At 66.6% G+C, this 26,054-nt stretch carries 23 protein-coding genes; 17 read left to right on the forward strand and 6 right to left on the reverse strand.

Annotated features, from left to right (window positions below; genetic code table 11):
• Nucleotides 1-136 precede the first annotated feature (136 nt).
• From fadD2 to HSX14_RS07720, 9 genes are all read left to right on the forward strand, one after another.
• Complete coding sequence (gene fadD2, locus HSX14_RS07680) at nucleotides 137-1,825, forward strand: long-chain-fatty-acid--CoA ligase FadD2 (RefSeq protein ID WP_173176397.1); 1,689 nt, start codon at nucleotides 137-139, stop codon at nucleotides 1,823-1,825.
• 285 nt (nucleotides 1,826-2,110) lie between these two features.
• The gene (fadD1, locus tag HSX14_RS07685; protein ID WP_173176399.1) at nucleotides 2,111-3,796 is read left to right on the forward strand and encodes a long-chain-fatty-acid--CoA ligase FadD1; all 1,686 of its coding nucleotides are present in this window, start codon (nucleotides 2,111-2,113) and stop codon (nucleotides 3,794-3,796) included.
• 300 nt (nucleotides 3,797-4,096) lie between these two features.
• Entirely contained in the window at nucleotides 4,097-4,924 is an 828-nt protein-coding gene (locus tag HSX14_RS07690; RefSeq protein ID WP_173176401.1) for an SGNH/GDSL hydrolase family protein, read from the forward strand.
• Nucleotides 4,925-5,032: 108 nt separating this feature from the next.
• A complete protein-coding gene (gene hrpA, locus HSX14_RS07695) occupies nucleotides 5,033-8,932 on the forward strand; it encodes an ATP-dependent RNA helicase HrpA (protein WP_173176403.1) in 3,900 nt (1,299 codons plus the stop codon).
• A 15-nt stretch (nucleotides 8,933-8,947) separates the two neighbouring features.
• A complete protein-coding gene (locus HSX14_RS07700) occupies nucleotides 8,948-9,472 on the forward strand; it encodes a DUF3087 domain-containing protein (RefSeq protein WP_173176550.1) in 525 nt (174 codons plus the stop codon).
• 122 nt (nucleotides 9,473-9,594) lie between these two features.
• Nucleotides 9,595-10,185, forward strand: coding sequence for a nicotinamide riboside transporter PnuC (gene pnuC / locus HSX14_RS07705; protein ID WP_173176405.1), 591 nt, complete (start codon nucleotides 9,595-9,597; stop codon nucleotides 10,183-10,185).
• A gap of 1 nt (nucleotide 10,186) precedes the next feature.
• Nucleotides 10,187-11,227 (forward strand): AAA family ATPase, encoded by a 1,041-nt coding sequence (locus tag HSX14_RS07710; RefSeq protein ID WP_173176407.1) that lies wholly within the window; start codon nucleotides 10,187-10,189, stop codon nucleotides 11,225-11,227.
• Nucleotides 11,228-11,362: 135 nt separating this feature from the next.
• Nucleotides 11,363-11,662: a HigA family addiction module antitoxin gene (locus tag HSX14_RS07715; protein ID WP_173176409.1), complete on the forward strand. Its 300-nt coding sequence runs from the start codon at nucleotides 11,363-11,365 to the stop codon at nucleotides 11,660-11,662.
• Nucleotides 11,663-11,846: 184 nt separating this feature from the next.
• On the forward strand, nucleotides 11,847-12,365 hold the full coding sequence (locus tag HSX14_RS07720; protein WP_173176411.1) for a putative adhesin: 519 nt from the start codon (nucleotides 11,847-11,849) through the stop codon (nucleotides 12,363-12,365).
• A gap of 64 nt (nucleotides 12,366-12,429) precedes the next feature.
• On the opposite strand, the gene HSX14_RS07725 is transcribed toward HSX14_RS07720, so the two are convergent.
• Nucleotides 12,430-13,602 carry an MFS transporter gene (locus tag HSX14_RS07725; protein ID WP_173176413.1) on the reverse strand — a complete coding sequence of 391 codons (1,173 nt, stop codon included), beginning with the start codon at nucleotides 13,600-13,602 and terminating at the stop codon, nucleotides 12,430-12,432.
• A gap of 100 nt (nucleotides 13,603-13,702) precedes the next feature.
• On the opposite strand from HSX14_RS07725, the gene HSX14_RS07730 reads away from it, so the two are divergent.
• A complete protein-coding gene (locus HSX14_RS07730) occupies nucleotides 13,703-14,605 on the forward strand; it encodes a LysR family transcriptional regulator (RefSeq protein WP_173176415.1) in 903 nt (300 codons plus the stop codon).
• On the opposite strand, the gene HSX14_RS07735 is transcribed toward HSX14_RS07730, so the two are convergent.
• Nucleotides 14,602-15,465 (reverse strand): class I SAM-dependent methyltransferase, encoded by an 864-nt coding sequence (locus tag HSX14_RS07735; RefSeq protein WP_228723555.1) that lies wholly within the window; start codon nucleotides 15,463-15,465, stop codon nucleotides 14,602-14,604. The two genes, HSX14_RS07730 and HSX14_RS07735, sit on opposite strands and share 4 nt — an antisense overlap.
• Nucleotides 15,466-15,625: 160 nt before the next feature.
• On the opposite strand from HSX14_RS07735, the gene HSX14_RS07740 reads away from it, so the two are divergent.
• From HSX14_RS07740 to HSX14_RS07770, 7 genes are all read left to right on the forward strand, one after another.
• Nucleotides 15,626-16,126 carry a hypothetical protein gene (locus tag HSX14_RS07740; protein WP_173176417.1) on the forward strand — a complete coding sequence of 167 codons (501 nt, stop codon included), beginning with the start codon at nucleotides 15,626-15,628 and terminating at the stop codon, nucleotides 16,124-16,126.
• 113 nt (nucleotides 16,127-16,239) lie between these two features.
• Nucleotides 16,240-16,671 (forward strand): HIT family protein, encoded by a 432-nt coding sequence (locus HSX14_RS07745; RefSeq protein ID WP_173176419.1) that lies wholly within the window; start codon nucleotides 16,240-16,242, stop codon nucleotides 16,669-16,671.
• Nucleotides 16,672-17,192: 521 nt separating this feature from the next.
• The gene (locus HSX14_RS07750; protein ID WP_173176421.1) at nucleotides 17,193-18,314 is read left to right on the forward strand and encodes a beta-ketoacyl-ACP synthase III; all 1,122 of its coding nucleotides are present in this window, start codon (nucleotides 17,193-17,195) and stop codon (nucleotides 18,312-18,314) included.
• Nucleotides 18,314-18,925: an RNA polymerase sigma factor gene (locus HSX14_RS07755; protein WP_173176423.1), complete on the forward strand. Its 612-nt coding sequence runs from the start codon at nucleotides 18,314-18,316 to the stop codon at nucleotides 18,923-18,925. Before HSX14_RS07750 ends, HSX14_RS07755 begins: the two co-directional genes overlap by 1 nt.
• On the forward strand, nucleotides 18,919-19,152 hold the full coding sequence (locus HSX14_RS07760) for an anti-sigma factor family protein (protein WP_173176425.1): 234 nt from the start codon (nucleotides 18,919-18,921) through the stop codon (nucleotides 19,150-19,152). The genes HSX14_RS07755 and HSX14_RS07760 overlap by 7 nt, the downstream gene beginning before the upstream one ends.
• A gap of 270 nt (nucleotides 19,153-19,422) precedes the next feature.
• Complete coding sequence (locus tag HSX14_RS07765) at nucleotides 19,423-20,772, forward strand: OprO/OprP family phosphate-selective porin (protein WP_173176427.1); 1,350 nt, start codon at nucleotides 19,423-19,425, stop codon at nucleotides 20,770-20,772.
• Between the two features lie 257 nt (nucleotides 20,773-21,029).
• Complete coding sequence (locus tag HSX14_RS07770; RefSeq protein WP_173176429.1) at nucleotides 21,030-22,163, forward strand: GNAT family N-acetyltransferase; 1,134 nt, start codon at nucleotides 21,030-21,032, stop codon at nucleotides 22,161-22,163.
• Nucleotides 22,164-22,184: 21 nt separating this feature from the next.
• Here the strand turns inward: HSX14_RS07770 and HSX14_RS07775 are convergent, their stop codons facing one another.
• From HSX14_RS07775 to HSX14_RS07790, 4 genes are all read right to left on the reverse strand, one after another.
• Nucleotides 22,185-22,448: a DUF2790 domain-containing protein gene (locus HSX14_RS07775; protein WP_173176431.1), complete on the reverse strand. Its 264-nt coding sequence runs from the start codon at nucleotides 22,446-22,448 to the stop codon at nucleotides 22,185-22,187.
• A gap of 360 nt (nucleotides 22,449-22,808) precedes the next feature.
• A complete protein-coding gene (locus HSX14_RS07780; protein WP_173176434.1) occupies nucleotides 22,809-24,638 on the reverse strand; it encodes an ABC transporter ATP-binding protein in 1,830 nt (609 codons plus the stop codon).
• Between the two features lie 54 nt (nucleotides 24,639-24,692).
• On the reverse strand, nucleotides 24,693-25,247 hold the full coding sequence (locus tag HSX14_RS07785) for a peptidylprolyl isomerase (protein WP_173176436.1): 555 nt from the start codon (nucleotides 25,245-25,247) through the stop codon (nucleotides 24,693-24,695).
• A gap of 2 nt (nucleotides 25,248-25,249) precedes the next feature.
• Entirely contained in the window at nucleotides 25,250-26,050 is an 801-nt protein-coding gene (locus tag HSX14_RS07790) for an alpha/beta fold hydrolase (protein ID WP_173176438.1), read from the reverse strand.
• Between the last annotated feature and the right edge of the window lie 4 nt (nucleotides 26,051-26,054).

Raw genomic sequence — 26,054 nt, forward strand, 5'->3', positions numbered from 1 at the left:
AGGCACGGGCGATGGCGGCAAGATTCACACTGTCTATGACGCGTTCGCGAGTATTTGCGTACGGGTGCGGACCTGCTAATTTCCGGGCAGTCCCGCTCGCGGGCCAGACACATTCAGGGCAAAGAGGATAAGAACAATGCAACCTGATTTCTGGAGCGACAAACGCCCTGCTGGCGTCCCCGACCAGATCGACCTGACCGCCTATCGCTCGGTGATCGAGGTCTTCGAACGTTCCTGCAAGAAATTCGCCGACCGACCGGCCTTCAGCAACCTCGGCGTCACCCTGACCTACGCCGAGCTCGACCGCCTCTCCGGCGCCTTCGCCGCCTACCTGCAGAAGCACACCGACCTCAAGCCGGGCGACCGCATCGCGGTGCAGATGCCCAACGTGCTGCAGTACCCGATCGCCGTGTTCGGCGCCCTGCGCGCCGGCCTAATCGTGGTCAACACCAACCCGCTGTACACCGCCCGCGAGATGCGCCACCAGTTCAAGGACGCCGGCGTGCGCGCGCTGGTCTACGTCAACCTGTTCGGCAAGCTGGTGCAGGAAGTGCTGCCCGATACCGAAATCGACTACCTGATCGAAGCACGCATGGGCGACATGCTGCCGGCCCTCAAGGGCTGGCTGGTCAACACCGTGGTGAAGAAGGTCAAGAAGATGGTGCCGGACTACCACCTGCCCCAGGCCGTGTCCTTCAAGGCCGCGCTGAAGCAGGGCCAGGGCCACGCGCTGAAACCGGTGAAGGTGGGCCTGGAGGACATCGCCGTGCTGCAGTACACCGGCGGCACCACGGGCGTGGCCAAGGGCGCGATGCTCACCCACGGCAACCTGGTGGCCAACATGCAGCAGGTGGACGCCTGCCTCTCGCAGCTGGGCCCGGATGGCCAGCCGCTGATGAAGCAGGGCCAGGAGATCATGATCGCGCCGCTGCCGCTCTATCACATCTATGCCTTCACCGCGAACTGCATGTGCATGATGGTCAACGGCAACCACAACGTGCTGATCACCAACCCGCGCGACATCCAAGGCTTCGTCAAGGAGCTGAAGAAGTGGCGCTTCTCCGCGCTGCTGGGCCTCAACACCCTGTTCGTCGCGCTGATGGACCACCCCGAGTTCAAGGACCTGGACTTCTCCAACCTAAAGGTCACCAACTCCGGCGGCACCGCGCTGGTCAAGGCCACCGCCGAGCGCTGGCAGGCCATGACCGGCTGCTCCGTGGTCGAGGGCTACGGCCTCACCGAAACCTCGCCCGTGGCCAGCACCAACCCCTACGGCAGCCTGGCGCGCCTGGGCACCGTGGGCATCCCGGTGCCGGGTACCGCCTTCAAGGTGATCGATGACGAAGGCGCCGAGCTGCCCCTGGGCGAGCGCGGCGAGCTGTGCATCAAGGGCCCGCAGGTGATGAAGGGCTACTGGCAGCGCGAGGAGGCCACCGCCGAGGTGCTCGACGCCGAAGGCTGGCTGAAGACCGGCGACATCGCCGTGATCGACCCGGACGGCTACGTGCGCATCGTCGACCGCAAGAAGGACCTGATCATCGTCTCCGGCTTCAACGTCTACCCCAACGAGATCGAGGACGTGGTCATGGCCCACCCGAAGGTGGCCAGCTGCGCGGCCATCGGCGTGCCCGACGACAAGTCCGGCGAGGCGGTGAAGCTGTTCGTCGTGGCCCGCGAGGGCGGCCTCAGCGTCGACGAGCTGAAGGCCTACTGCAAGGCCAATTTCACCGGCTACAAGGTGCCCAAGCACATCGTCCTCAAGGACGCCCTGCCGATGACGCCGGTCGGCAAGATCCTCCGTCGCGAGCTGCGCGACATCGCCTGACCCTTCCCCCCATCCCCGGCCCGCGAGGGCCGGCGGATGCACGGCGATCCCTCTGCGACGCCTTCTGCACGCCGATTAGAGACGTTACTCTAAAGATGACCGGAGTCATTGCATTCGGTCATTTTAATGACTCGTTGGGCCTTGTTTGGCTCTGGTCGCCCATTTGCAAAGCTGCTACTCTCGGCGCGTTTTTTTGCCCTGGAAAGGGCCGAAACGACCGCACAGAACACAACAAACAACTGCCTCGTGCAGTGAAGATCAGCTGTTGCTTAGGAGTGGGCTTCCATGACCGAAAATTTCTGGAAGGACAAGTATCCAGCAGGCATTCCTGCGGAAATCAATGCCGACGCGTACCCCAATATCCAGGCGGTATTGAAAGAGTCCTGCCAACGCTTTGCCGACAAGCCCGCTTTCAGCAACCTGGGCAAGACCATCACCTACGGTGAGCTCTACGAGCTGTCCGGCGCCTTCGCGGCCTACCTGCAACAGAACACCGACCTGCAACCCGGCGATCGCATCGCCGTGCAGCTGCCGAACGTGCTGCAGTACCCCATCGTGGTCTTCGGTGCCCTGCGCGCCGGCCTCACCGTGGTCAACACCAACCCGCTGTACACCGCGCGGGAGATGGAGCACCAGTTCAACGACGCCGGCGCCAAGGCCCTGGTCTGCCTGGCCAACATGGCCCACCTGGCCCAGGACGTCCTGCCGCGCACCGGCATCAAGCACGTCGTGGTCACCGAAGTCGGCGACATGCTGCCGGCGCTCAAGCGCCTCTTGGTCAACAGCGTCGTCAAGTACGTGAAGAAGATGGTCCCGGCCTATCACCTGCCCCAGGCGGTGAAGCTCAACGATGCCCTGGCCAAGGGCCGCGGCAAGCCGGTCAAGGATGCATCCCCGGCCGCCAGCGACATCGCCGTGCTGCAGTACACCGGCGGCACCACGGGCGTGGCCAAGGGCGCGATGCTGACCCACCGCAACCTGATCGCCAATATGCTGCAGTGCAAGGCACTGATGGGCGCCAACCTCAATGAAGGTTGCGAGGTGCTGATCACGCCGCTGCCGCTGTACCACATCTACGCCTTCACCTTCCATTGCATGTCCATGATGCTGACCGGCAACCACAACGTGCTGATCAGCAACCCCCGCGACCTGCCGACCATGGTCAAGGAACTGTCCAACTGGAAGTTCACCGGCTTCGTGGGGCTCAACACCCTGTTCGTCGCCCTGTGCAACAACGAGGACTTCCGCAAGCTGGACTTCTCCGCCCTCAAGCTGACCCTGTCCGGCGGCATGGCCCTGCAGCTGGCCGCGGCCGAGCGCTGGAAGGACGTCACCGGCTGCGCCATCTGCGAAGGCTTCGGCATGACCGAGACCAGCCCGGTGGTATCGGTGAACCCGTTCCAGAGCATCCAGATCGGCACCATCGGCATCCCGGTCCCCTCGACCCTGTGCAAGGTGGTCGACGACGAGGGCAACGACCTCGCCATCGGCGCCATCGGCGAGCTGTGCGTCAAGGGCCCGCAGGTGATGAAGGGCTACTGGCAGCGCCAGGACGCCACCGACGAGATCCTCTCGGCGGACGGCTGGCTGAAGACCGGCGACATCGGCCTGATCCAGGAAGACGGCTACATGCGCATCGTCGACCGCAAGAAGGACATGATCCTGGTCTCCGGTTTCAACGTGTACCCGAACGAGCTGGAAGACGTGCTCGCCACCCTGCCGGGCGTGCTGCAATGCGCCGCCATCGGCATCCCCGACGAGAAGTCCGGCGAGGCGATCAAGGTCTTCGTGGTGGTCAAGCCGGGTGCCAGCCTGACCAAGGACGAGGTGATGCAGCACATGCGCGCCAACGTCACCGGCTACAAGATGCCCAAGGCCGTCGAGTTCCGCGACAGCCTGCCGACCACCAACGTCGGCAAGATCCTGCGCCGTGAACTGCGTGACCAGGAACTGAAGAAGCTCAAGGGCTGATCCATTCCGCATGAACGAGCCCCGCACCCGCGGGGCTTTTTCTTTTCTGCATCCCCGCAGGTTGGTGCCGGGCGCAGCGAGGCCCAACGCTGCACTCGGTGCCGCCGCTGGCCCCGGACTGAAGTCCGGGCTACGGGTCCGCCCCCCGGGCCAGCCGCTTCGCTAGCTCTACCGAACGGTATGACCTCCCGTCGCTCCCGCCCGTTGCCAGCATTGCGACAGCGGCGGATTCGCATAACCTGCGCCGGTCCGCGGGCCCGTGGCCCGCACCGTTGCGCTTCCTGGGGGACCTCCATGCGTATGAACGTGCGTCGAATCCTCCTGGCCTGGATGCTGGGAGTTGTCGTCGTCGGCCCGACCGTGGCCGCTGAAAACCCGTCCGCGAAACCGGTGATCGGTTCCGCCTCGCCGCAGGCCGTGACCGGCCGCCCGCTCAGCGTGCTGTTCGTGGGCAACAGCTACACCTTCTACAACGACCTGCCGCGCATGGTCCGGCAGATGTCGCTCGACGCCGCCCAGCCGCGCCCGCTGGACGTGCGCGACGTCACCTTCGGCGGCGCGAGCCTTGAGGCCCACTGGAACCGCGGCGTGGTGCAGCAGGTGCTGGCCAGCCAGCACTGGGACTACGTGGTGATCCAGGACTTCAGCACCATGCCGGTGGACAACCCCGAGAAGACCCGCACCTACGTGCGCCTGATGGCCGCCGAGGCACGCAAGGCCGGCGCCCAGCCGATCCTCTACCTGACCTGGGCGCGCCAGGCGAACCCGGCCATGCAGGCGCAGCTCGATGCCGTCTACACCGGCCTGGCCAACGAGACCCACGCACTGCTGGCCCCGGTCGGGCAGGCCTGGAAGCAGGCCCTGGCGGCCACCCCGCAACCGCACCTGTTCATCGAGGACGGCAGCCACCCGAGCTACAGCGGCAGCTACCTGACCGCCTCGGTGTTCTACGCGCTGATCTACGGCGTGCAGCCGCCGGCACCGTCGTCCGAGCAGGCCGCGCGCCTGGACCACGACAGCAGCAGCGCCCTGCAGGGCTTCGCCTGGAACTCCCTGCAGGCCCAGGACCTGGCCCTGCGCACCGTCCCGGCCGAGCTGCGCAGCCTGCCGATCACCGCCACCCGCTGACCCGCTCCACCCCGCGCCGCCGAGCCATCGGCGCGCGGGCGCTTCCCGATGCGGTGCGGGGGCGGAATCTGCGACAATCGCGCCTTTGCCACGATTGCCCAGCGCCTGATGACCGACATCGCCTCCCTGCACAAGAACCTCGACCACGCCCTGATCGCCGACCGCCATCGCCTGCGCCGCCAGCTCCACGAGCTGCACAAGAAGCCGGACGAGGCGAAGCTCGCCCAGTGGCTGGAACGCTTCCAGGCTTCCTGCGCCAAGGTCGAGGCCCGTCGCGCCAGCGTGCCGCGCATGCGCTACGACGACGCCCTGCCCATCGCCGCCAAGCGCGACGAGATCAAGGCCGCCCTGGAGAAGCACCAGGTGCTGGTGATCGCCGGCGAGACCGGCTCGGGCAAGACCACCCAGCTGCCGAAGATCTGCCTGGAGATCGGCCGCGGCACCCACGGCCTGATCGGCCACACCCAGCCGCGCCGGCTGGCCGCGCGCAGCGTGGCGACCCGCGTGGCCGAGGAGATCGGCACGCCCCTGGGGGAACTGGTGGGCTACCAGGTGCGCTTCGAGGACCAGTCCAACGAGCGCAGCCTGATCAAGCTGATGACCGACGGCATCCTCCTGGCCGAAACCCAGCACGACCGCCTGCTCGAGCGCTACGACACGATCATCGTCGACGAGGCCCACGAGCGCAGCCTGAACATCGACTTCCTCCTGGGCTACCTGAAGACCCTGCTGCCACGACGCCCGGACCTGAAGCTGATCATCACCTCGGCGACCATCGACCTGGAGCGCTTTTCCAAGCACTTCGGCGACGCGCCCATCGTCGAGGTCTCCGGCCGCACCTACCCGGTGGAGACCTGGTACCGGCCCCTGGCCGCCGAGGTGGATGAGAACGGCGAGGCGCTGTTCGACGACCTGTCGGTGGACCAAGGCATCCTCCGCGCCCTGGACGAGATCGCCGACCACGAGCGCGCCGAAGGCAAGCGCCCGGGCGATGTGCTGGTGTTCCTCCCCGGCGAGCGCGAGATCCGCGACGCCGCCGAGGTGCTGCGCAAGGCCAACCTGCGCCACACCGAGGTGCTGCCGCTCTATGCACGGCTGACCCCGGCCGAGCAGCAGAAGATCTTCGCGCCCATGCCGGGCCGCAAGATCGTGCTCGCCACCAACGTCGCCGAAACCTCGCTGACGGTGCCCGGCATCCGCTACGTGATCGACAGCGGCACCGCGCGCATCAGCCGCTACAGCTACCGCGCCAAGGTCCAGCGCCTGCCCATCGAGGCCGTGTCCCAGGCCAGCGCCAACCAGCGCAAGGGCCGCTGCGGGCGGGTCGAGCCGGGCATCTGCGTGCGCCTGTACAGCGAGGAGGACTTCCTCGGCCGCCCGCAGTTCACCGACCCGGAGATCCTGCGCACCAACCTGGCGGCGGTGATCCTGCAGATGCTCCACCTGCGCCTGGGCGAGATCGGCGACTTCCCCTTCATCGAACCGCCGGACGGCAAGGCGGTGAGCGACGGCTTCACCCTGCTGCAGGAGCTCTCGGCAGTGAACCGCGAGGGCCAGCTCACGCCCCTGGGCCGCCAGCTGGCACGCCTGCCGGTGGACCCGCGCCTGGGCCGCATGGTGCTGGAAGGCGCCAGCCAGGGCAGCCTCGACGAGGTGCTGCTGATCACCAGTGCGCTCTCGGTGCAGGACCCGCGCGAACGGCCGATGGAACGCCAGCAGGCCGCCGACCAGGCCCACGCGCAATGGAAGGATGTGGATTCCGACTTCGCCGCGCTGGTCAACCTCTGGCGCGGCTTCGAGGAGCAGCGCCAGGCGCTGGGCTCCAACGCCCTGCGCACCTGGTGCCGGAAGAACTTCCTCAACTACATGCGCCTGCGCGAGTGGCGTGATGCCCACCGCCAGCTGACGCTGATCTGCCGCGAGCTCAAGCTCTCCATCAACAAGGAGCCGGCGGACTACCCGCGCGTGCACAAGGCGCTGCTCTCCGGCCTGCTCAGCCAGATCGGCCAGAAGAGCGAGGACGGCGACTACCTCGGCGCCCGCCAGCGGCGTTTCTGGATCCATCCCTCGACCGTGATCGCCAAGAAGCGCCCGCAGTGGATCATGGCCGCCGAGCTGGTGGAGACCACCAAGCTGTTCGCGCGCATGGTCGCCAAGATCGACCCCGACTGGCTGGAACCCCTGGCCGGCCACCTGGTGAAGAAGAACCACCTGGAGCCGCACTGGGAGAAGCGCCGTGGCCAGGTCGTGGCCTACGAGCAGGTCACCCTCTACGGGCTGATCGTGGTCGGCCGCCGCCCGGTGCACTACGGGCCCATCGACCCGCCGGTGGCGCGCGAGCTGTTCATCCGCGAGGGCCTGGTGCGCGGTGAGATCCACAGCCGCGCCAAGTGCCTGGCCGCCAACCGCCAGTTGCTGGAACGGCTCGACGAGCTGGAAGCCAAGGCCCGCCGCCGCGACATCCTCGCCGACGAGGAAACCCTCTTCGGCTACTACGCCGCGCGCCTGCCCGAGGACATCTACCAGACCGCCAGCTTCGAGAAGTGGTACGAGCGCGAGCGGGCGAAGAATCCCGAGCTGCTGATCATGCGCGAGGAGGACGTGCTGGCCCGCGAAGCCAGCGAAGTCACCGCCGCGCAGTACCCGGACACCCTGCGCATCGGCGAGCTTCAACTGCCGCTGGACTACCACTTCGAACCCGGCCACCCGCGTGACGGCGTGACCCTGCGGGTGCCCGCGCCCCTGTTGCCGCAGCTGCCCGCCGAGCGCCTCGACTGGCTGGTGCCCGGCCTGCTGGAAGCCAAGTGCGTGGCCCTGGTGCGCAACCTGCCCAAGGCCATCCGCAAGAACTTCGTGCCGGTGCCGGATTTCGTGAAGGCCGCGCTGGCCAAGCTGGCCTTCGCCCAGGGCTCGCTGCCCGAGGCGCTGGGCCGCGAACTGCAGCGCATGACCGGCGCCCGCGTGCCCGAGGAGGCCTGGGCGGAAGCCGCCGGCCTGCTGGAGCACCACCTGAAGATGAACATCGAGGTGGTGGACGCGCGCGGCAAGTTCCTCGGCGAAGGCCGTGACCTGGCCGAGCTGACCGCGCGCTTCGCCGAGGCCAGCCAGGCCGCCCTGGCCATCCCGCAGAAGCAGGGCGAGCAGCGCCCGGTGGAAGCCAAGGGCTTCGCCCAGGTGGCGGAGAAGACCCAGCAGAAGGTCGCCGGCCTGTCCATGACCGTCTACCCGGCGCTGGTGGAGGAGGGCGGCAGCGTCAAGGAAAGCCGCTTCCCCACCCAGGCCGAGGCCGACTGGCAGCACCGCCGCGCCCTGCAGCGGCTGCTGTTGCAACAACTGGCCGAGCCGGCCAAGTACCTGCGCGGCAAGCTGCCGGGCCTGACCGAGCTGGGCCTGCTGTACCGCGACATGGGCCGGGTCGACGCGCTGGTGGAGGACATCCTCCTGGCCAGCCTCGACAGCTGCATACTCGACGGCGAAGCCAGCCTGCCCCGCGATGGCGCGGCCCTGGCCTCGCTGGCGGAGAAGAAGCGCGGTGCCTGGGCCGAGCACGCCGAACGCCTGGCCCGCCTGACCCTGGACATCCTCAAGCTCTGGCATGGCCTGCAGAAGCGCTTCAAGGGCCGCATCGACCTGGCCCAGGCGGTGGCGCTCAACGACATCAAGGCGCAGCTGGGCAACCTCGTGTACCCCGGTTTCGTCCGCGAGACCCCGGCCGAGTGGCTGAAGGAAGTGCCGCGCTACCTCAAGGCCATCGAGCAGCGCTTCGACAAGATCGGCGCCCAGCTGCAGCGTGACCGCGTCTGGTCCGGCGAGCTGGCCGGCTATTGGGAGCAGTACCAGGCGCGCCTGGCCAAGCATGCCCAGGAAGGCAAGCGCGACCCCGAACTGGTGCTGTACCGCTGGATGCTGGAGGAGTACCGCGTGTCCCTCTTCGCCCAGCAGCTGGGGACGAAGATGGCGGTCTCCGACAAGCGTCTCAACAAGCAGTGGACCCAGGTGGAGGGTTGATCCGTGAGTGATGTGCTGTTCGAAATCCGCCCCATGAGCCCCGAGCTGTACCGCGAGAGGACCCGGCGCATCGCCATCGGCATCGCCGTGCTGTTCATCGCCCTGGCGATGCTGTTCGCCACGGCCAGCGTGCAGCTGTTCGGCACCCCCGGTGGCGACAACTTCCGCTGGAACCTGGCTGGCGTACTGGCCGGGCTGGCGGTGACGGTGGCCCTGGTGCGCCTGCAGTTCTGGCCGCGCCCGTTCATGGCGCCGGCGGTCTATGGCTGGGGGCTCAAGCGCAGCCTGATGCGCGTCACCAACCTGATGCACCGGGTCAAGGCCGGTGTCGCCGTGAACGACCCGTCGGCGATGAAGCTGCTGCGCTTCTACCACCTGGGCGTGACCCAGATGCACCAGCTGGACGGCAACACCTCCGACCTCAGCCAGATGGTCCGCGAGATCGATGCGCACCGCGAGGCGATGCTGGCCCAGGGGCTCGACCCGGAGCAGGGGCGCCTGGAGCGCGACTGGCTGGACGCGGTCAAGCGCTTCGGCTGAACCACCGTCTGCCGGGTTCCCGCGTTCGCGGGAATGACGCTCACGAAAGACCCGCCCCGCACTCGTCATCCTCGCGAACGCGGGGATCCACTGGAACAGCATCACCCCACAGGGACGATCCCATGCCTTCCACCCTCGAACTCGTCGCCGACCTGGTGAACCTGATCGCCGTGCTGCTGGCGGCGCGCAACAGCGTGCACACCTGGTCCAGCGGCATCCTCGGCTGCGTGCTGTTCGGCTGGTTGTTCTTCGAATCCCAGCTGTATGCCGACGTCACCCTGCAGGGTTTCTTCATCGTCACCAGCGCCCTGGGTTGGTGGGCCTGGTTGCGTGGCAACGCCGGCACCCAGCTGCCGGTGAGCCGCACCGCGCCAGGCACGCTGGCGTGGATGGCGGCCCTGGCGGTGGTGGTGGCGTTGGCCTATGGCGCACTGCTGCATTACTTCACCGATGCCTATGCACCGCTGGTGGACTCCCTGGTGCTGACTTTCAGCGTGCTGGCGCAGCTGTTGCTGATGCGCCGGCGCCTGGAGAACTGGTACGCCTGGCTGCTGGTGAACACCCTGGCGGTGCCGCTCTACGCCTCCCGCGAGCTGTACCTCACCGCCGGGCTCTACACGCTGTTCTGGTGCAACGCCTGGTACGGCCTGTACCGCTGGCGCCGTGAGCTGCGCGAGGCCGCCGCGCCGGTGGCCGGGCAGGAGCCGGCCTGAGATGCACACGACCTTTCGCACCGGCCTGGTGGTGGGCAAGTTCTCGCCGCTGCACCTGGGCCATGAGCGGCTGATCCGCGCGGCCCAGGGGCAATGCGAGCGGCTGTTGCTGCTCTGCTGGTCCCTCCCCGAGCTGCCGGGTTGCGAGGCCGGGCGCCGTGAGCGCTGGCTGCGCCTGCGCTTTCCGGAGTTGCAGGCCGAGGTGGTCACCCCGGCCCGCATCCAGGCCTGGCGGGAGCAGGGCAAGCGCCTGCCCGACCTGCCCCACAACGACGCCCCCGAGTTCGAGCCGCGCCAGTTCGTCGCCGAGTTCTGCCAGGCGGTGTTCGGCACCACGGTGGACGCGGTGTTCACCAGCGAGGGCTATGGCGAGGGGTTCGCCGCGCACCTGGCGGGTGTCTTCGGGCACTCGGTGCGGCACGTCTGCGTCGACCCGCAGCGCCTCGCCGTGCCCGTTTCCGGCACCCGCCTGCGGGCCGACCCCCACGGGTTGCGGGACTTCCTCGCCCCCGAGGTGCACGCCGACTTCGTCGAACGGATCGTCCTGCTCGGCGGCGAATCCACCGGCAAGAGCAGCCTCGCCATCGCCCTGGCCGCCGCGCTCGACGCGCCTTGCGTGGCCGAGTTCGGCCGCGAGCACTGGGTGGCGAAGGACGGCCAGCTGGAGTTCGATGACCTGCTGCACATCGGCCGCACCCAGGTGGCGCGGGAAGACCAGGCAGCGCTCACGGCCGGGCGCTACCTGGTCTGCGACACCTCGGCGCTGACCACGCTGTTCTACAGCCACGCGATGTTCGGCCGCGCCGAGGCCGAGCTGGCCACCCTGGCCGAACGCCCCTATGCGCACACCTTCCTCTGCGCCGACGACTTCCCCTTCGTCCAGGACGGCACCCGCCAGGACGAAACCTTCCGCCGCCGCCAGCAGGCCTGGTACCGCGCCGAACTGCAACGCCGCGGCTGGCCCTTCCAGGTACTCACCGGCCCGCTGGAGGCGCGGGTGGAGCAGGTGCTGGGCCATCTGCGCAACGCCTCCCCGGGCTGAAGCCCGGGCTACGGGGCGGCTGCTCCTGTGGGAGCGGATTCATCCGCGATTGATGCCACTCCGATGGCCTACGGCGCGGAGCCGAGCCATGTATCGTTGGGTTTCGTCCCTCTACCCAACCTACGGTGACTGCCAATGATTAAGAACGGCATGCGTCCCATCCATCCCGGTGAAATCCTCCGTGAGGAATTCCTCGTGCCGCTGGACATGAGCGTCAACGCGCTGGCCGGTGCCTTGCGCGTTCCGGCCACCCGCCTGCACGAGATCGTCAAGGAGCGTCGCGCCATTTCCGCCGATACCGCGCTGCGGCTGGCCCGCTACTTCGGTGGCGAGGCACAGTCCTGGCTCAACCTGCAGGCTTCCTATGACTTGCGGGTCGCCGAGCTGGACCACGGTGCGGAAATCGAGGCCGATGTGTCCCCTCGCGTCGCCTGACTCGTGGGTGGGTTTGTCTACAGGGAAAACCGTCACCGATTCGACAGGGTGCCTTTCCGCTCCCAGGTGGAGTGAATGCTGGCGAGCAAGGGACGGATGGCTTTGGCGCCCCGAAACCCGCGCTGCTATGTTCAATCCGGTGTCCCTGCCGTCTTTGCTTCGGCGACCGTCAATGGAGTGACCCATGAAACTGGCCGAGATTCATGACGACGTGTTCATGTGCAACATCATGGTGTTCGCCGGGCATGGCGGGTTCTGCCGGGTCTACCGTAATCGCCCGAGGATGATCACGGTGCCTTCGAACACCACTATCACCTTCTGGTGCCCCGACCAGAGCGGCCAGTTTTCCAGCCTGAGCACGCTGGACAATGACATCGGCAAGCTCATCGACGTGACCAATGGGCTGTCGGAGATGTGCAAGACGATGCGTGCTAGCAACGATCGTCTGCCCGTCACCTATGAACCCGGTGATCAGATCAAGAACTACGTGCTGATGTCGCCACAGAGTCTGCAGCTAGGTGAGGCCCGCTCCCTGTCAAGGTTGGTGACGGTGCAGCAGAGCGGCATCGGTTCGACCAAGGGCGTGTTCCTGGAGGACCTCCTGTATGAATTCGGCGGCAGGAACTGCCATTGGGCGGCATGTCGCGAAGTGATCAATCTGAGCGACGTCATTATGGAAGGCGGGGAGCTGGTCAGAAACTGACAGGCTCCACAGAGAAAGGCCGCCGCTGGAGTGATCCGGCGGCGGCCTTTTTCGTTGGGCTGGCTCAGGCCATGGCCAGCCGGGCGTCGCGGCGTTTTTCCAGGCGCAGGGCGAAGAGGGCGACGGCGAGGGCGAGGATCGGCAGGCTGGCGGCGGCCCAGGGCAGGGCGATGAGGCCGGGGCCCTGGTCGATGACGCTGCCACCGAGCCAGGCGCCCAGGGCGTTGCCCAGGTTGAAGGCAGCGATGTTGAAGCTGGCGGCCACGCTCTGGCCGGCACCTTCGGCCTTTTCCAGCACCCAGATCTGCAGGGGCGGCACGGTGGCGAAGCCGGCGACGCCGAGCAGGAAGGTGAAGGCGATGACCGCGACCTGGTTTTCCAGCACGAAGCCCATCAGGCCCAGCACCACGGCCAGGGCGGCCATGCTGCCGAGGAGTGCCGGCAGCAGGCGGCGGTCGGCGAGGCGGCCGCCCAGCAGGTTGCCCAGCACCAGGCCGGCACCGAACACCAGCAGCACCGGCGAGACGGCCGCTTCGCCGAAGCCGCTGACACGGGTCAGCAACGGTGCGATGTAGCTGAACACGGTGAACACGCCGCCAAAGCCCAGCACGGTGGTGAGCAGGCCGAGCAGCACGGCGGGGCGGCCGAGCACGCGGAAATCTTCGCGCAGGCTGCTGGGGGCAGGCTTCTCGCGGTCGCGGGGGACGAACAGGGCGATGATCACCAGCGCCACCACGCCGACCACGGTCACCGCCCAGAAGGCCGCGCGCCAGCCCATGGCCTGGCCGAGCCAGGTGCCGAAGGGCACGCCGAGGATGGTGGCGACGGTGAGGCCGGTGAAGATGATGGCGATGGCCGAGGCGCGACGGTCGGCGGCCACCAGGCTGGTGGCGACCACCGAGCCGACGCCGAAGAAGGTGCCGTGGGCGAATGAGGTGAGCACCCGCGCGGCCATCAGCGCGGTGTAGTTGGGCGCCAGGGCGCAGGCGAGGTTGCCGAGGGTGAAGATCACCATCAACGCCAGCAGCGTGGTCTTGCGTGGCCAGCGTGCGCTGAGGGCGGTGAGCAGCGGGGCGCCGGCGACCACGCCGAGGGCGTAGCCGGAGATCAGCAGGCCGGCGGCGGAGATGGAAACGCCAAGGTCGCCGCCGACCTCCAGCAGCAATCCCATGATGATGAATTCGGTGACACCGATGCCGAAGGCACCGGCTGTGAGGGCGTAGAGAGCGACGGGCATGACGCGGGCTCCGATGGATGGGCGATGGCGGGCAGCTTATCCACGGCGCTTTTGCTGATATAGACTGCCTCCGCGCAAATCACTTGTGAGTTCAAGTCATATGCCCCGGCCCGATATCAACCGTTTCGGCGAGATGGACGTCTTCGTCCGCGTGGTGGAAACCGGCGGTTTCACCAGCGCCGCCCGCGCCTGCGGGATAACGCCCTCGGCGGTGAGCAAGCTGGTGTCGCGCCTGGAGGCACGCCTCGGCGCACGGCTGTTCAACCGCTCCACCCGGCGCCTGGGGCTGACGCCGGAAGGCGAGCGCTTCTACCAGCGCAGCCTGGGCATCCTCGCCGACCTCAATGAGGCCGAGCGCGAGGCCGGGGCCAGTGCGCGTCCCCATGGGCGGGTGTGCATCAGTTGCAACGTGCCCATCGGCCGGCAGTACCTGATCCCGGTGCTGCCGGAGTTCCTCGCCCTGTACCCGGAGGTGACTCTCGACATCAGCCTCACCGATGCGGTGGTGGACCTGCTGGAGACCCGCGCCGACGTGGCGATCCGCAGCGGCCCGTTGAAGGACTCCGGGCTGGTGGCGCGCAAGCTCGGCGACTCGGCTCACCATGTGGTGGCGGCGCCTGCCTATCTCGCCCGCCACGGTGCACCGGCGACGCCCGCCGAGCTGGCCGGGCACAACTGCCTCAATTTCAACTACCAGCGGGCGGGGCGTGACTGGCCTTTCACGGGCATCGAGGACGAACACGAGGCGCCCCGGGGCAACCTGCTGATCAGCGATGGCGACGCCTTGCGCCACCTGGCCCTGGAAGGACTGGGACTGGCGCGGCTGGCCAGTTTCCAGGTGCACGACGACCTCCGCGAGGGGCGCCTGCAGGCGGTGCTGGAGGACTACAACCCCGGCGACAGCAAGCCGATTCACGCACTCTACGTCGGCCAGGGCGGGCACCTGCCGACACGGGTGCGGGTGCTGCTGGACTTTCTGGCCGAGCGGATGCGCCTTCCCTAGAGAGGCTTCTCCGCCCAGGTGGCGAGGAAGGTCGGCAGGTACCTGTCGATCACGAAGCGCGGGTTCGGCTGGGCGTCTTCATGGAAGCCGCGCAGCACGAAGCCGGCTTCCAGCTGGCCGCCGATCTGCTGCGCCAGGCTGTGGCCGAACACCAGTGCTTCTCCGCGTTCGCGCTTGGCCGCCAGCTCCTCTGGACCCAGGTCGTCGAGGTCGGAATAGGGCAGGGTGAAGCGCGGCTTGATCAGGCCCTGCTCGGCGTAGTGCGGATCGCGGTCGGCGACGAACACCACCGGGTTGTAGAAGCTCGACAGCAGCCGGCCGCCGGGGCGCAGGACGCGGAAGCACTCGCGCCAGACAGGGCGGATATCCGGCACGTAGAGGTTGGAGATGGGGTGGAACACGCAGTCGAAACGCGCGTCGGCCAGGGCCGAGAGGTCGCGCATGTCGCCTTGCAGGGTTTCCAGCTGCAGGCCGTCTCGCCCGGCCACCTCGCGGTCGCGGGCGAGCTGCTCGGCGGAGGCGTCCAGCACCAGCACCTCGGCACCGGCGGCGGCCAGTACCGGGGCCTGCTGGCCGCCACCGGAAGCCAGGCAGAGGATGCGCAGCCCGCGCACCTCGGGGAGCCAGCCGGCGGGCAGCGGGCCGGGCGTGAGGCGCACCTGCCAGTCGCCCGCGCGGGCGGCGGCGATGGTGGCGGCGTCCACGGGGCGCGACCATTCGCAGTATTGCCGGGCCTGGCGGTCCCAGGCGGCGCTGTTGTGCTGGAGGATGTCCAGTGCGGGCTTGTGGCGGGGTATGTGGCGTTCCTTGCGGGGGTGGTCCGAGGCTTGGGTAGGAAGAAATACCTGAAAACGTCCCAAGAGTGACAGGGCGATGCAGAGCTTTAAGATGTCGAGCCGAAACTGCCACCTTGTACTGGGAACAGCCTCTACGGGTTGATGCGTATGGAAAGGGCAGAAACCAGTAATGCGCGTTTGAGGCAAGGTACTTCAAGAATGGAGCTCTGGGGACACTGATCCAATGGATAAAAAATCCCGGGTGGTTGTAAACCCACACTACACATCAAGGCTTCTTGGCCCGCTTGCCTTGGCTGCTGAGATGGACGCAGAAGGGCTTGTCCTGGGAGCGGTCGATTACACCAACCGGCGCCACTGTGAACTCGTAATAGAGAACCTGGTTCGGCCTACATTCGAACGACTGGATGTGAGTGAAGCGACGGAAGTCAAAAACTCCTTGGGTTACTTGGGTACAGACCCCAATGCCCGGAAGAGTTTGATTGAGGACAGGCTCCTGCTATGCGGCATTCCTCCTGAGGAACACTGCAAGTTCATCACTTTATTGTGGGCGGTTCTCTTTGATGATGAGGATGGCGATGCCGAGTCCGGTTTTGAACAGTTCAAAGTCGTGAATAAGCCGCTCGGCCGACATCGTTTTTCTCTCATCGGCCCACAGAAAAGAACGCTTGCAGAGCAGCTCGATGAGCTACGGATTCAGCTCGCTTTTTTAGAGCGGCAGAATTAGGAATAGGCGCGAGGCGCAGGCTGTTCCAGTTGGATTTAGGCACTCTGGGGGTTCAACCCGGCGGCGGCGGGCGTTAAGGTGCGCGGTCAGCAAACGGCAAATGGAGCGCCACGATGAGCCTTCACGGCACCTACGATCCGCAGAACGTCTTCGCCCAGATCATTCGTGGCGAGGCCCCGTGCTACAAGCTCTACGAGGACGACGACGTGCTCGCCTTCCTCGATATCTTCCCGCAGTCCTACGGCCACACCCTGGTGATCCCCAAGCGTTCGGCGGCGCGCAACATCCTCGATATCGACCCCGATGCCCTGGCCAAGGTCATGGCCGTGGTGCAGCGCCTGGCGCGCGTGCTGGTGGAGGAGCTGGAGCCGGCCGGCGTGCAGGTGGCGCAGTTCAACGGCTCGCCGGCGGGGCAGACGGTGTTCCATATCCACATGCACATCGTCCCCCGCTTCGAGGGCGAGGCCCTGGGCATCCACGCCAGCAAGAAGGCCGATCCGGCGGAGCTGGAAGCGCTGCAGGCGCGTCTGCTCAAGCGCCTCTGACGCCCGTCGCCCGTCGCCCGTCGCGGGCGGCCGGCGGCGAAAGCGGCCGTTCGCGTCCTGTGGGCGGTCGATTTGGCCTTTTTAGCCGCATATAAGCCGATTTTCCCACTCGTCCACCTGTGTCCTGGGTGCCGTGTCGAGCATCTATAACCACAATGAACGGAGGCGTTTGTAGGATAAGTCCTACCTGCTCGATGCATTCCAGCCCCGCCGAGCGACCTTCGTGCACTCGTGCCTGCGCTGGCCGATGGTCTGACGCAGCGGCGCAGGTACCCCGGAAGAGGCCGCGCTGTGGCAGAATTCGCGCCTTGCGCGCGGGGCCGTTGCTATCCTGCGACGAGCCGTGAGAAGGCCCTCGCGCCTGCCGCCGTGCCCCCTGGGCGCCCCGATACAACAAGGATTCGCTGTTCCGTCCCGCGTAGCGGGATGAGCCTTTTTCCAATGCTGGCCGAGCCTTCGTCCAGTGACCAACTGCCCAACCGGCTGTGCCGCGCCACAGCCCAGTAACGAGAGGATCGACCGTGCACAAAGTCGTGATCAGTGGCACCGGCCTTTACACCCCGTCCCAGAGCATCTCCAACGAAGAACTGGTGGCTTCCTTCAACGCCTATGTCCAGGCCTTCAATGCCGAGAACGCCGCCGCCATCGAGCGTGGCGAGGTCGAGGCGCTGAGCGAATCCAGCGTCGCCTTCATCGAGAAAGCCTCGGGGATCCAGAGCCGCTTCGTGATGGACAAGGACGGCATCCTCGACCCGCAACGCATGGTTCCGCGCATTCCCGAGCGTTCCAACGAAGAATGGGGCGTGCTCTGCGAGATGGCCGTTGGCGCCGCCAAGCAGGCCCTGGAGCGTGCCGGCCGCACCGCCGCCGATATCGACGGCGTGATCGTCGCCTGCTCCAACCTGCAGCGTGCCTACCCGGCGGTGGCCATCGAGGTCCAGGCCGCCCTGGGCATCCAGGGCTTCGGCTACGACATGAACGTCGCCTGCTCCTCGGCCACCTTCGGCATCCAGGCGGCGACCACCGCCGTACAGACCGGCCAGGCGCGCGCCATCCTCATGGTCAACCCGGAAATCTGCACCGGCCACCTGAACTTCCGCGACCGTGACAGCCACTTCATCTTCGGCGACGCGGCCACTGCGGTGATCATCGAGCGTGCCGACCAGGCCACCTCGAAGTACCAGTTCGACATCGTCGGCACCAAGCTGCTGACCCAGTTCTCCAACAACATCCGCAACAACTTCGGCTTCCTCAACCGCGCGGCGGAAGAGGGCGTCGGTGCCCGCGACAAGCTGTTCGTGCAGGAAGGCCGCAAGGTGTTCCGCGACGTCTGCCCCATGGTCGCCGAGCTGATCGCCGCGCACCTGCAGGAGAACGCGCTGGAGGTCACCGACGTGAAGCGCTTCTGGCTGCACCAGGCCAACCTCAACATGAACCTGCTGATCGCCCGCAAGCTGCTGGGTCGCGACGCCGAGGCCCACGAGGCGCCGGTGATCCTCGACACCTACGCCAACACCAGCTCCGCCGGTTCGGTGATCGCCTTCCACAAGTACCAGGACGACCTGCCCAGCGGTGCCCTGGGCGTGCTCAGCTCCTTCGGTGCCGGCTACTCCATCGGCAGCGTGATCCTGCGCAAGCGTTGATGGCCGCTCCCGCGGACGACGAACTGCTGCCGCGCCTCAGGGCGGGGCAGCAGCAGGCGTTCCGCGAACTCATCGATACCTACCAGGGCGCCATGCGCGCCGTGGCCTTCGCCATCGTTGGCGGCCGGCATGCCGAGGAGGTGGTGCAGGATGCCTGGCTCGCCGTGGTGCGCAGCCTGGACAGCTTCCAGCAGCGCTCCAGCCTGAAGACCTGGCTGCTGACCATCGTCGCCAACACCGCCCGCACCCGGCTCAAGCAAAGCCGCCGTGAAGTGCTGCTCGACGACCTGCCCGCGCCCCACGGCACCGTGGACGACGCGCGCTTCGCCGCCGACGGCCACTGGCTGGCCGCCCCCTCCGCCTGGCACGAGGACTCCCCCGAGGCCCTGCTCGCCGAGGAGGAGCTGCGTCAGTGCCTGGAGAAGACCCTGCTGAGCCTTTCCGACCTGCAGCGCAGCGTGCTGCTGCTGCGCGAGCGCCAGGGCCTGGAGTTGCAGGAGATCTGTAACCTGCTGGAGGTTTCGCTCTCCAATGTCCGGGTGCTGCTGCATCGCGGGCGCCTCAAGCTGTTCGCCACCCTGGAGCACTACGAGGAGACGGGCCAATGCTGAACTGCCGCGAGCTGGTCGCCCGATCCAGCGACTACATCGATGGCCAGCTGGGCGTCGTGCAGCGCCTGGGTGTTCGCCAGCACCTGCTGATCTGCCCTCACTGCCGGCGCTTCCTCGCCCAGTTGAACCTCACCCGAGAAGTGTTCAGGCAATTGTCCGAACCGGCTCCCGACGGTGATGAAAACCTCGCAGAACTACTCGCCAGGGCACGCCACGAATCCCCCTGAAGCGGGTCATCGCGCCGTAACATTTCCGTCGTGTCGTCATATCCGGTTGCATGCCACGCTGCGACAAGCTGCCGCTTCGCTTGGCTGTAAAGCCCGGCCTAGAGCGGTTTTTCTCATATTTCCAATGGCGATGAAAAAGTTCCTCTGTCATAAAACATTTATCTAAAAGCAACTGAGCTGAAATAACCCCCCGCCAACATTCCCCCCCAGCACGAACGAGCCCAACGCTCGGGTGTTTTCCAGCACTAAAGACCAACAGGGGAATCTTCGATGATCCGTAAGCACTTCGCCGGTTTTGCCGCCAGCGCCATGGCCCTGGCCATTTCCGCCCAGGCTTTCGCTGGTACCGTCACCACCGACGGCACCGACATCGTTATCAAGACCAAGGGCGGCCTTGAAGTCGCTACCACCGACAAGTCCTTCGCCTTCAAGCTGGGCGGCCGCCTGCAAGCCGACTACGGTCGCTTCGATGGCCTCTACACCCGCAATGGCGACACCGGTGACGCTGCCTACTTCCGCCGCGCCTACCTGGAACTCTCCGGCATCGCGTTCACCGACTGGGCCTACGCTGTCGCCTATGACTTCTCCGAGAACTCCGGTAACGGTGGCAGCACCAGCAACGGCAGCAGCAACCAGCCCAGCGGTAACTTCGACGAAGCTTCGCTGAGCTACACCGGCTTCAACCCGATCACCATCCGCGTCGGTCGTTTCGACCCCGATTTCGGCCTGGAAAAAGCCACCAGCTCCAAGTGGGTGACCGCTCTGGAACGCAGCGCCATGAACGAAGTCGTGGATTGGGCCAACACCCACCAGGACGGCCTCGGCGTTCAGGTCCAGGCGCTGATCAGCAACTACGGCTATGTCTCCACCAGCCTGGCCAGCAAAGACGCCAACGACGACGAAGGCGACAGCGTCAAGCAGTTCAACGTCCGCGGCGTGTTCGCCCCGATGGCCGAAGCCGGCAACGTGCTGCACTTCGGTGTGAACTTCGCCCAGCGCAAGCTGGACGACGTGGCCGGTGCCGACGTTCGCTACCGCTCCCGCCTGGGCATGCGTGGCGTGGACACCAACGGTGGTAACTCCAGCGGCAACCTGGGCAACCGCGCCGTGCTGGCCGGCACCAACTCCGCCACGTCCTTCTGGGACGACGACACCGCATTCGGCCTGGAAGCCGCTTTCGCCTCTGGCCCGTTCTCCATCCAGGGTGAGTGGATGAAGCGCGAGACCGATTCCGCTGGTGCCCAGTCCGACCTGGAAGCCGATGGCTTCTACGTCCAGGCCGCCTACACCCTGACCGGTGAAGCGCGTGGCTACAAAATGGGCAAGTTCGACGCCATCAAGCCTGCCAACAAGCAGACCGGCGCCTGGGAAATCTACTATCGCTACGACAGCATCTCGGCTGACAACGACGTTGCCGTGCTGGCCGCTGCCAACCAGACCTTCCTGCGTGATGCCGAAGACACCGAAGCCAAGGTCCACAACATCGGTGTGAACTGGTACGCCAACGAAGCGGTGAAGATCAGCGGCATGTACACCAAGGCCAAGACCGACCACTTCACCAACCGTGTGGGTGATGACAGCGGCGACGGCTTCGTGGTCCGCGCCCAGTACGTGTTCTAAGCAATACCGTTCATCCGCTCCTTCTTGAGCCCCGCTTCGGCGGGGCTTTTTTATGGGTGCGATTCCACACGACGTAGGTTGGGCCTCGTCCCTCGGCCCAACCTAAGGCGGAGCGCTCTGGGCTCATCGCGGATGAATCCGCTCCCACGCCGGGGGCGCATGCGTTGTGGGAGCGGTTTCAACCGCGAAGGAACATCGTCGATGAATTCTCTGCGACAGGCTTTTTTTCGCCGGCGCCGCAGGCCAGACTGGTCGCCATGCCGATCCAGACCCTTTCCCGCCTTTGTGAAGTCGACGCCGCCAGCTGGGATGCCCTGCTGAAGGACGACCAGCCCTTCCTGCGCCATGCCTTCCTTTCCACCCTGGAGGACAGCGGCAGCGTCGGCGGGCGCAGCGGCTGGTGGCCGGCCCATCGCCTGCTGCGTGGCGCGGGTGGCGAGTTGCTCGCGGCGATGCCGGCCTACGTGAAGGCGCATTCCTATGGCGAGTACGTGTTCGACTGGGGCTGGGCCGATGCCTGCCAGCGCGCCGGCATCCCTTACTACCCCAAGCTGCTGGCCGCCGTGCCCTTCTCGCCGGTGGGGGGCGCGCGCCTGCTGGGCCATGACGAGGCCGCGGCGGCGGCACTGATCGACGAGCTGGTCCCCGAGCTGGAGGCGGCGGGGCTGTCCGGGCTGCACGTCAACTTCACCGACGCCTTCGCCGATGCCCGCCTGCAGGGCCGCGAGCACTGGCTGGAGCGCCTGGGCTGCCAGTACCACTGGCACAACCGGGGCTATCGGGACTTCCAGGACTTCCTCGACACCTTCTCCTCGCGCAAGCGCAAGCAGGTGCGCAAGGAGCGCGAGCAGGTGGCGGGGCAGGGCATCGGCTTCGAGTGGCACGAGGGGGGCGCACTGAGCGAGGCGGACTGGGATTTCGTCTACGCCTGCTACGCCAACACCTATGAGGTGCGCGGCCAGGCGCCCTACCTGACGCGGGCGTTCTTCAGCCTGCTGGCCGAACGCATGCCCCAGGCCATTCGCGTGGTGCTGGCCAGGCAAGGCGCACGGCCGGTGGCGATGGCCTTTTCTCTGGTGGATTCGGGGGCGCTCTACGGGCGCTACTGGGGTTGCCTGGCGGAGTTCGACCGCCTGCATTTCGAAACCTGTTTCTATCAGGGCATCGACATGGCCATCGCTGGCGCGCTGCCCCGCTTCGACGCCGGTGCCCAGGGTGAGCACAAGCTGATCCGGGGGTTCGAGCCGGTGATCACCCGCTCCTGGCATTACCTCGTCCACCCCGGCCTGCGCGAGGCGGTGGCGGACTTCCTGGAGCAGGAGCGCCCCGCGATCCTCGGTTATGCCGAAGAAGCGCGGGGCCTGCTGCCGTATCGCAAGTCGGGGGAATGAGCCCCCGTCTGCCGGTGGCGATCAGCTGTTGCTGACGCTGCCACCCCATTCCAGGAACTTCATCTTGTGCACTTCGCCCTTGCTGTCCTCGTAGACCAGAACCACGGGTACGACGCCGGACTTGCTGGTGTTGTCGGTGCGGTAGATGACCTTCTGCACGTCCACGTTCATGCCGTAGTGGTATTCGACGGCGGTAAGGTCGGCGCCCGGCTCGCGGCTTTCGGCGGCGAATACGGCGGGGGCCAGGCTGGAGAGGACGGCGGTGACGGCGGCTGCGATTTTCATGCTGATCTTTCCTCGATGGGCGGTTGGAAAGCCTCAACTGAAACCCGGTGCGCGATGGCTTCCTGCTACGGGTTTGGGTTGCTGCTTTGTACGGGGCCTATATGACCACCGCCGCTTTCATCGCGGAAATTGATGGTTGTTGTAGTCGAGATCATCGGGATTGATAGAGAGGTTTGTCGATGCGAAACCCACAGCGAGCTGCGGTTGGGACCGACATCGGAGCCTTGTACATCACCGCTGGTGGATGGGTGAAGCGGCATCCACCCCACGTGTGCGCCGCCTCGGGGTCGCCCGTGACGTAGGGTGGAGGTCGCTCTTTACCTCCACCGTGCGGAGGTCGGGCCTGGGCTCGGGCTGCGCTCAATCCACCCCGACGAAGCCGCCGGTCTGGTGGTGCCAGAGGCGGGCGTAGAGGCCGCGCTGGGCGAGGAGCTCGGCGTGGCTGCCGCTTTCCACCACGCGGCCCTGGTCGAGCACCACCAGGCGGTCCATGCGGGCGATGGTGGAGAGACGGTGGGCGATGGCGATCACCGTCTTGCCCTGCATGAGGGTCTCCAGGCTTTCCTGGATTGCCGCCTCCACTTCCGAGTCGAGTGCCGAGGTGGCTTCGTCGAGGATCAGGATCGGCGCGTCCTTGAGCAGCACGCGGGCGATGGCGATGCGCTGGCGCTGGCCGCCGGAGAGCTTGACGCCGCGCTCGCCGACATGGGCGTCGAAGCCGGTGCGGCCCTGGGCGTCGGAGAGGTAGGGGATGAACTCCGCCGCCCGGGCCTTGCGTACCGCCTCCCAGAGCTCCTCGTCAGTGGCGCCGGGCCTGCCGTAGAGCAGGTTGTCGCGGATCGAGCGGTGCAGCAGGGAGGTGTCCTGGGTGACCATGCCGATCTGCTCGCGCAGGCTTTCCTGGGTGATCCGGGCGATGTCCTGGCCATCCACCAGGATGCGCCCGCTGTCCAGGTCGTAGAGGCGCAGCAGCAGGTTGACCAGGGTGGACTTGCCGGCGCCCGAGGGGCCGACCAGGCCGATCTTCTCGCCGGGGCGGACCTCCAGGTCGAGCCCCTCGAACACCGTGCGGCCCTTGCCGTAATGGAAGCCGATGCGCTCGAAGCGCACTTCGCCGCGCGGCACCTGCAGCGGCTTGGCGTCGTCCTGGTCCTGGACGGCGCGCGGCTGGGAGATGGTCTGCATGCCGTCCTGCACCTGGCCGATGTTCTCGAAGATGCCGCTGACCACCCACATGATCCAGCCGGACATGTTGTTGATGCGGATGACCAGGCTGGTGGCCAGGGCGATGGCGCCGACGGTGATGATGTCCTGGGTCCACAGCCACAGGGCGAAGCCGGTGGTGCCGACGATCAGCACGCTGGAGAGGGTGGTGATGACCACGTCCATGCCGGTGACCATGCGGTTGGTCTGCTGCACGCGATGCACCTGCTCGCTGAGGGCTTCGCGCGCGTACTGCTCCTCCAGGCTGGTGTGGGCGAACAGCTTGAGGGTGGTGATGTTGGTGTAGCCGTCGACGATGCGCCCCATCAGCCGCGAGCGCGAGTCCGAGGCGGCCACCGAGCGCAGCTTGACCCGTGGCACGAAGTACCAGAGCGCGGCGATGTAGCCGGCGATCCACAGCAGCAGCGGGATCATCAGCCGCCAATCGGCCTCGGCGAACAGCACCAGGGCGCTGACGGCGTAGATCAGCACGTGCCAGATGGCGTCCACCGCCTGCACGGCCGAGTCGCGCAGGGAGTTGCTGGTCTGCATGATGCGCTGGGCGATGCGCCCGGCGAAGTCATTCTGGTAGAAGGCCAGGCTCTGCTTGAGCACGTAGCGGTGGTTCTGCCAGCGGATCAGGTTGGTCAGGCTGGGGTTGATGCTCTGGTGCACCAGCAGATCATGCAGGCCGTTGAACACCGGGCGCAGGATCAGCGCCACCACCAGCATCCAGATGAGTTCGGTCGAGTGGTCGGCGAAGAAGGTGTCGGCCGCGCTGTGCTGGGCCAGGTCGATGATGCGGCCGAGGAAGCTGTAGAGGGCGACGTCGATCAGGGCGACGACCAGGCCCACCAGCAGGAGGATCGCGAACACCCCCCAGACCTGGCGCAGGTAGTGGAGGTAGAACTGCACGACACCACGTGGCGGCATGCTGTCGGGAGCGGGTTTGAAGGTGTCGATCAGGTGTTCGAAGCGGCGAAACATCCTTCGGGTCCTTGTCGCGGGGAGCGGCCCGCCAGGCTGGCGGGCCGCCGTGGTTCAGAGCCGCTTGGCGGAGAGGATCACCACCGGTTGCAGCGGAACGTTCTGGTGCATGCCACGGTTGCCGGTGGGCACGTTGGCGATCTGGTCGACCACCTCGAGGCCGCGCACCACCTTGCCGAACACGGCGTAGCCGAAACCGCGGGCGCCGTGGTCCAGGGCCGGATTGTCGCGGTGGTTGATGAAGAACTGGCTGGTGGCCGAGTCGGTGGCCTGGGTACGTGCCATGGCGATGGTGCCGCGCACGTTGTGCAGGCCGTTGTCGGCTTCGTTCTTGATCGATGCGCGGGTCTTCTTCTCGTTCATGGACGCGTCCATGCCGCCGCCCTGGATCATGAAGCCGGGGATCACACGGTGGAACACGGTGCCGTCATAGAAGCCGGCGTCCACGTAGTCGAGGAAGTTCTTCACGGTGATCGGCGCCTTGGCGTCGTCGAGTTCCAGCTCGATCTCGCCGGCCGAGGTGTTGATCAGCACGTGGGGCTTGTCGGCGGCCATGAGGTTGGCGGTGAACAGCAGGGCGCAGGCCGCGAGGGCGATTTTCTTCAGCATTGTCATCGTTCCTTGTTGGCCTCGACTTCTTCGAGGAAGCCGAGGAGGGTGGCGTTGAAGCGTTGTGGTTGGTCCAGCGGTGTGGCGTGGCGGGAGTCTTCGATGACCACCAGGCGCGCATTGGGCATTTCCCTGACATAGGCCTCCTTCTGCGCGACCGGGGTGTAGTCGCGGTCGGCCGTGATCACCAGCGTAGGACAGGTGATGCGGCCGAGGCGTTCCCGCACGCCCCAACCGATGATGGCGTCGAGGGAGGCGAGGTAGGCACGCTTGTCGTTCTGCGGCCAGCGCTCTTCCACCTTGCGTCGCAGCTCGGCCTGTTCAGGGCGGGGGAACAGCAGGCGGGCCAGGGCCTTGGCGATGGTGTCCAGGCTCATCAGGCGCGAGAGGGTCCAGCGCCGGGCGATCTCCCAGTAGTCGCGCGGGGTCTTCGGCTTCACCTCGGGCCCGCTGTTGACGATGGTCAGGCTCCTGAGCAGTTCGGGGCGGTCGACGCCGAGCTGGAAGCCGATCATGCCGCCCATGCTGATGCCCACCAGGTGCACGGGTGGCAGTTGCAGGTGTCCGATCAGGGCGGCGACGTCATCGGCGAAGTCCGCGATGGCGTAGGGGCCCTCGGGCTTGTCGGAGCGGCCGTGGCCGCGCACGTCGAGGGCGATCACCCGGTAGCGGGCGGCGAGCACCGGCACCTGGTATTCCCAGTCGCGGGTGCTGGAGCCGAGGCCGTGCACCAGCAGCAGGGGCGCGCCCTGGCCGTATTCCTCGTAGTGCAGCTGGCAACCGTCGTTGTCGAACCAGGGCATGGGC

Origin of the sequence: Pseudomonas tohonis, assembly GCF_012767755.2 — a bacterium.
Taxonomy (GTDB): Bacteria; Pseudomonadota; Gammaproteobacteria; order Pseudomonadales; family Pseudomonadaceae; genus Metapseudomonas; species Metapseudomonas tohonis.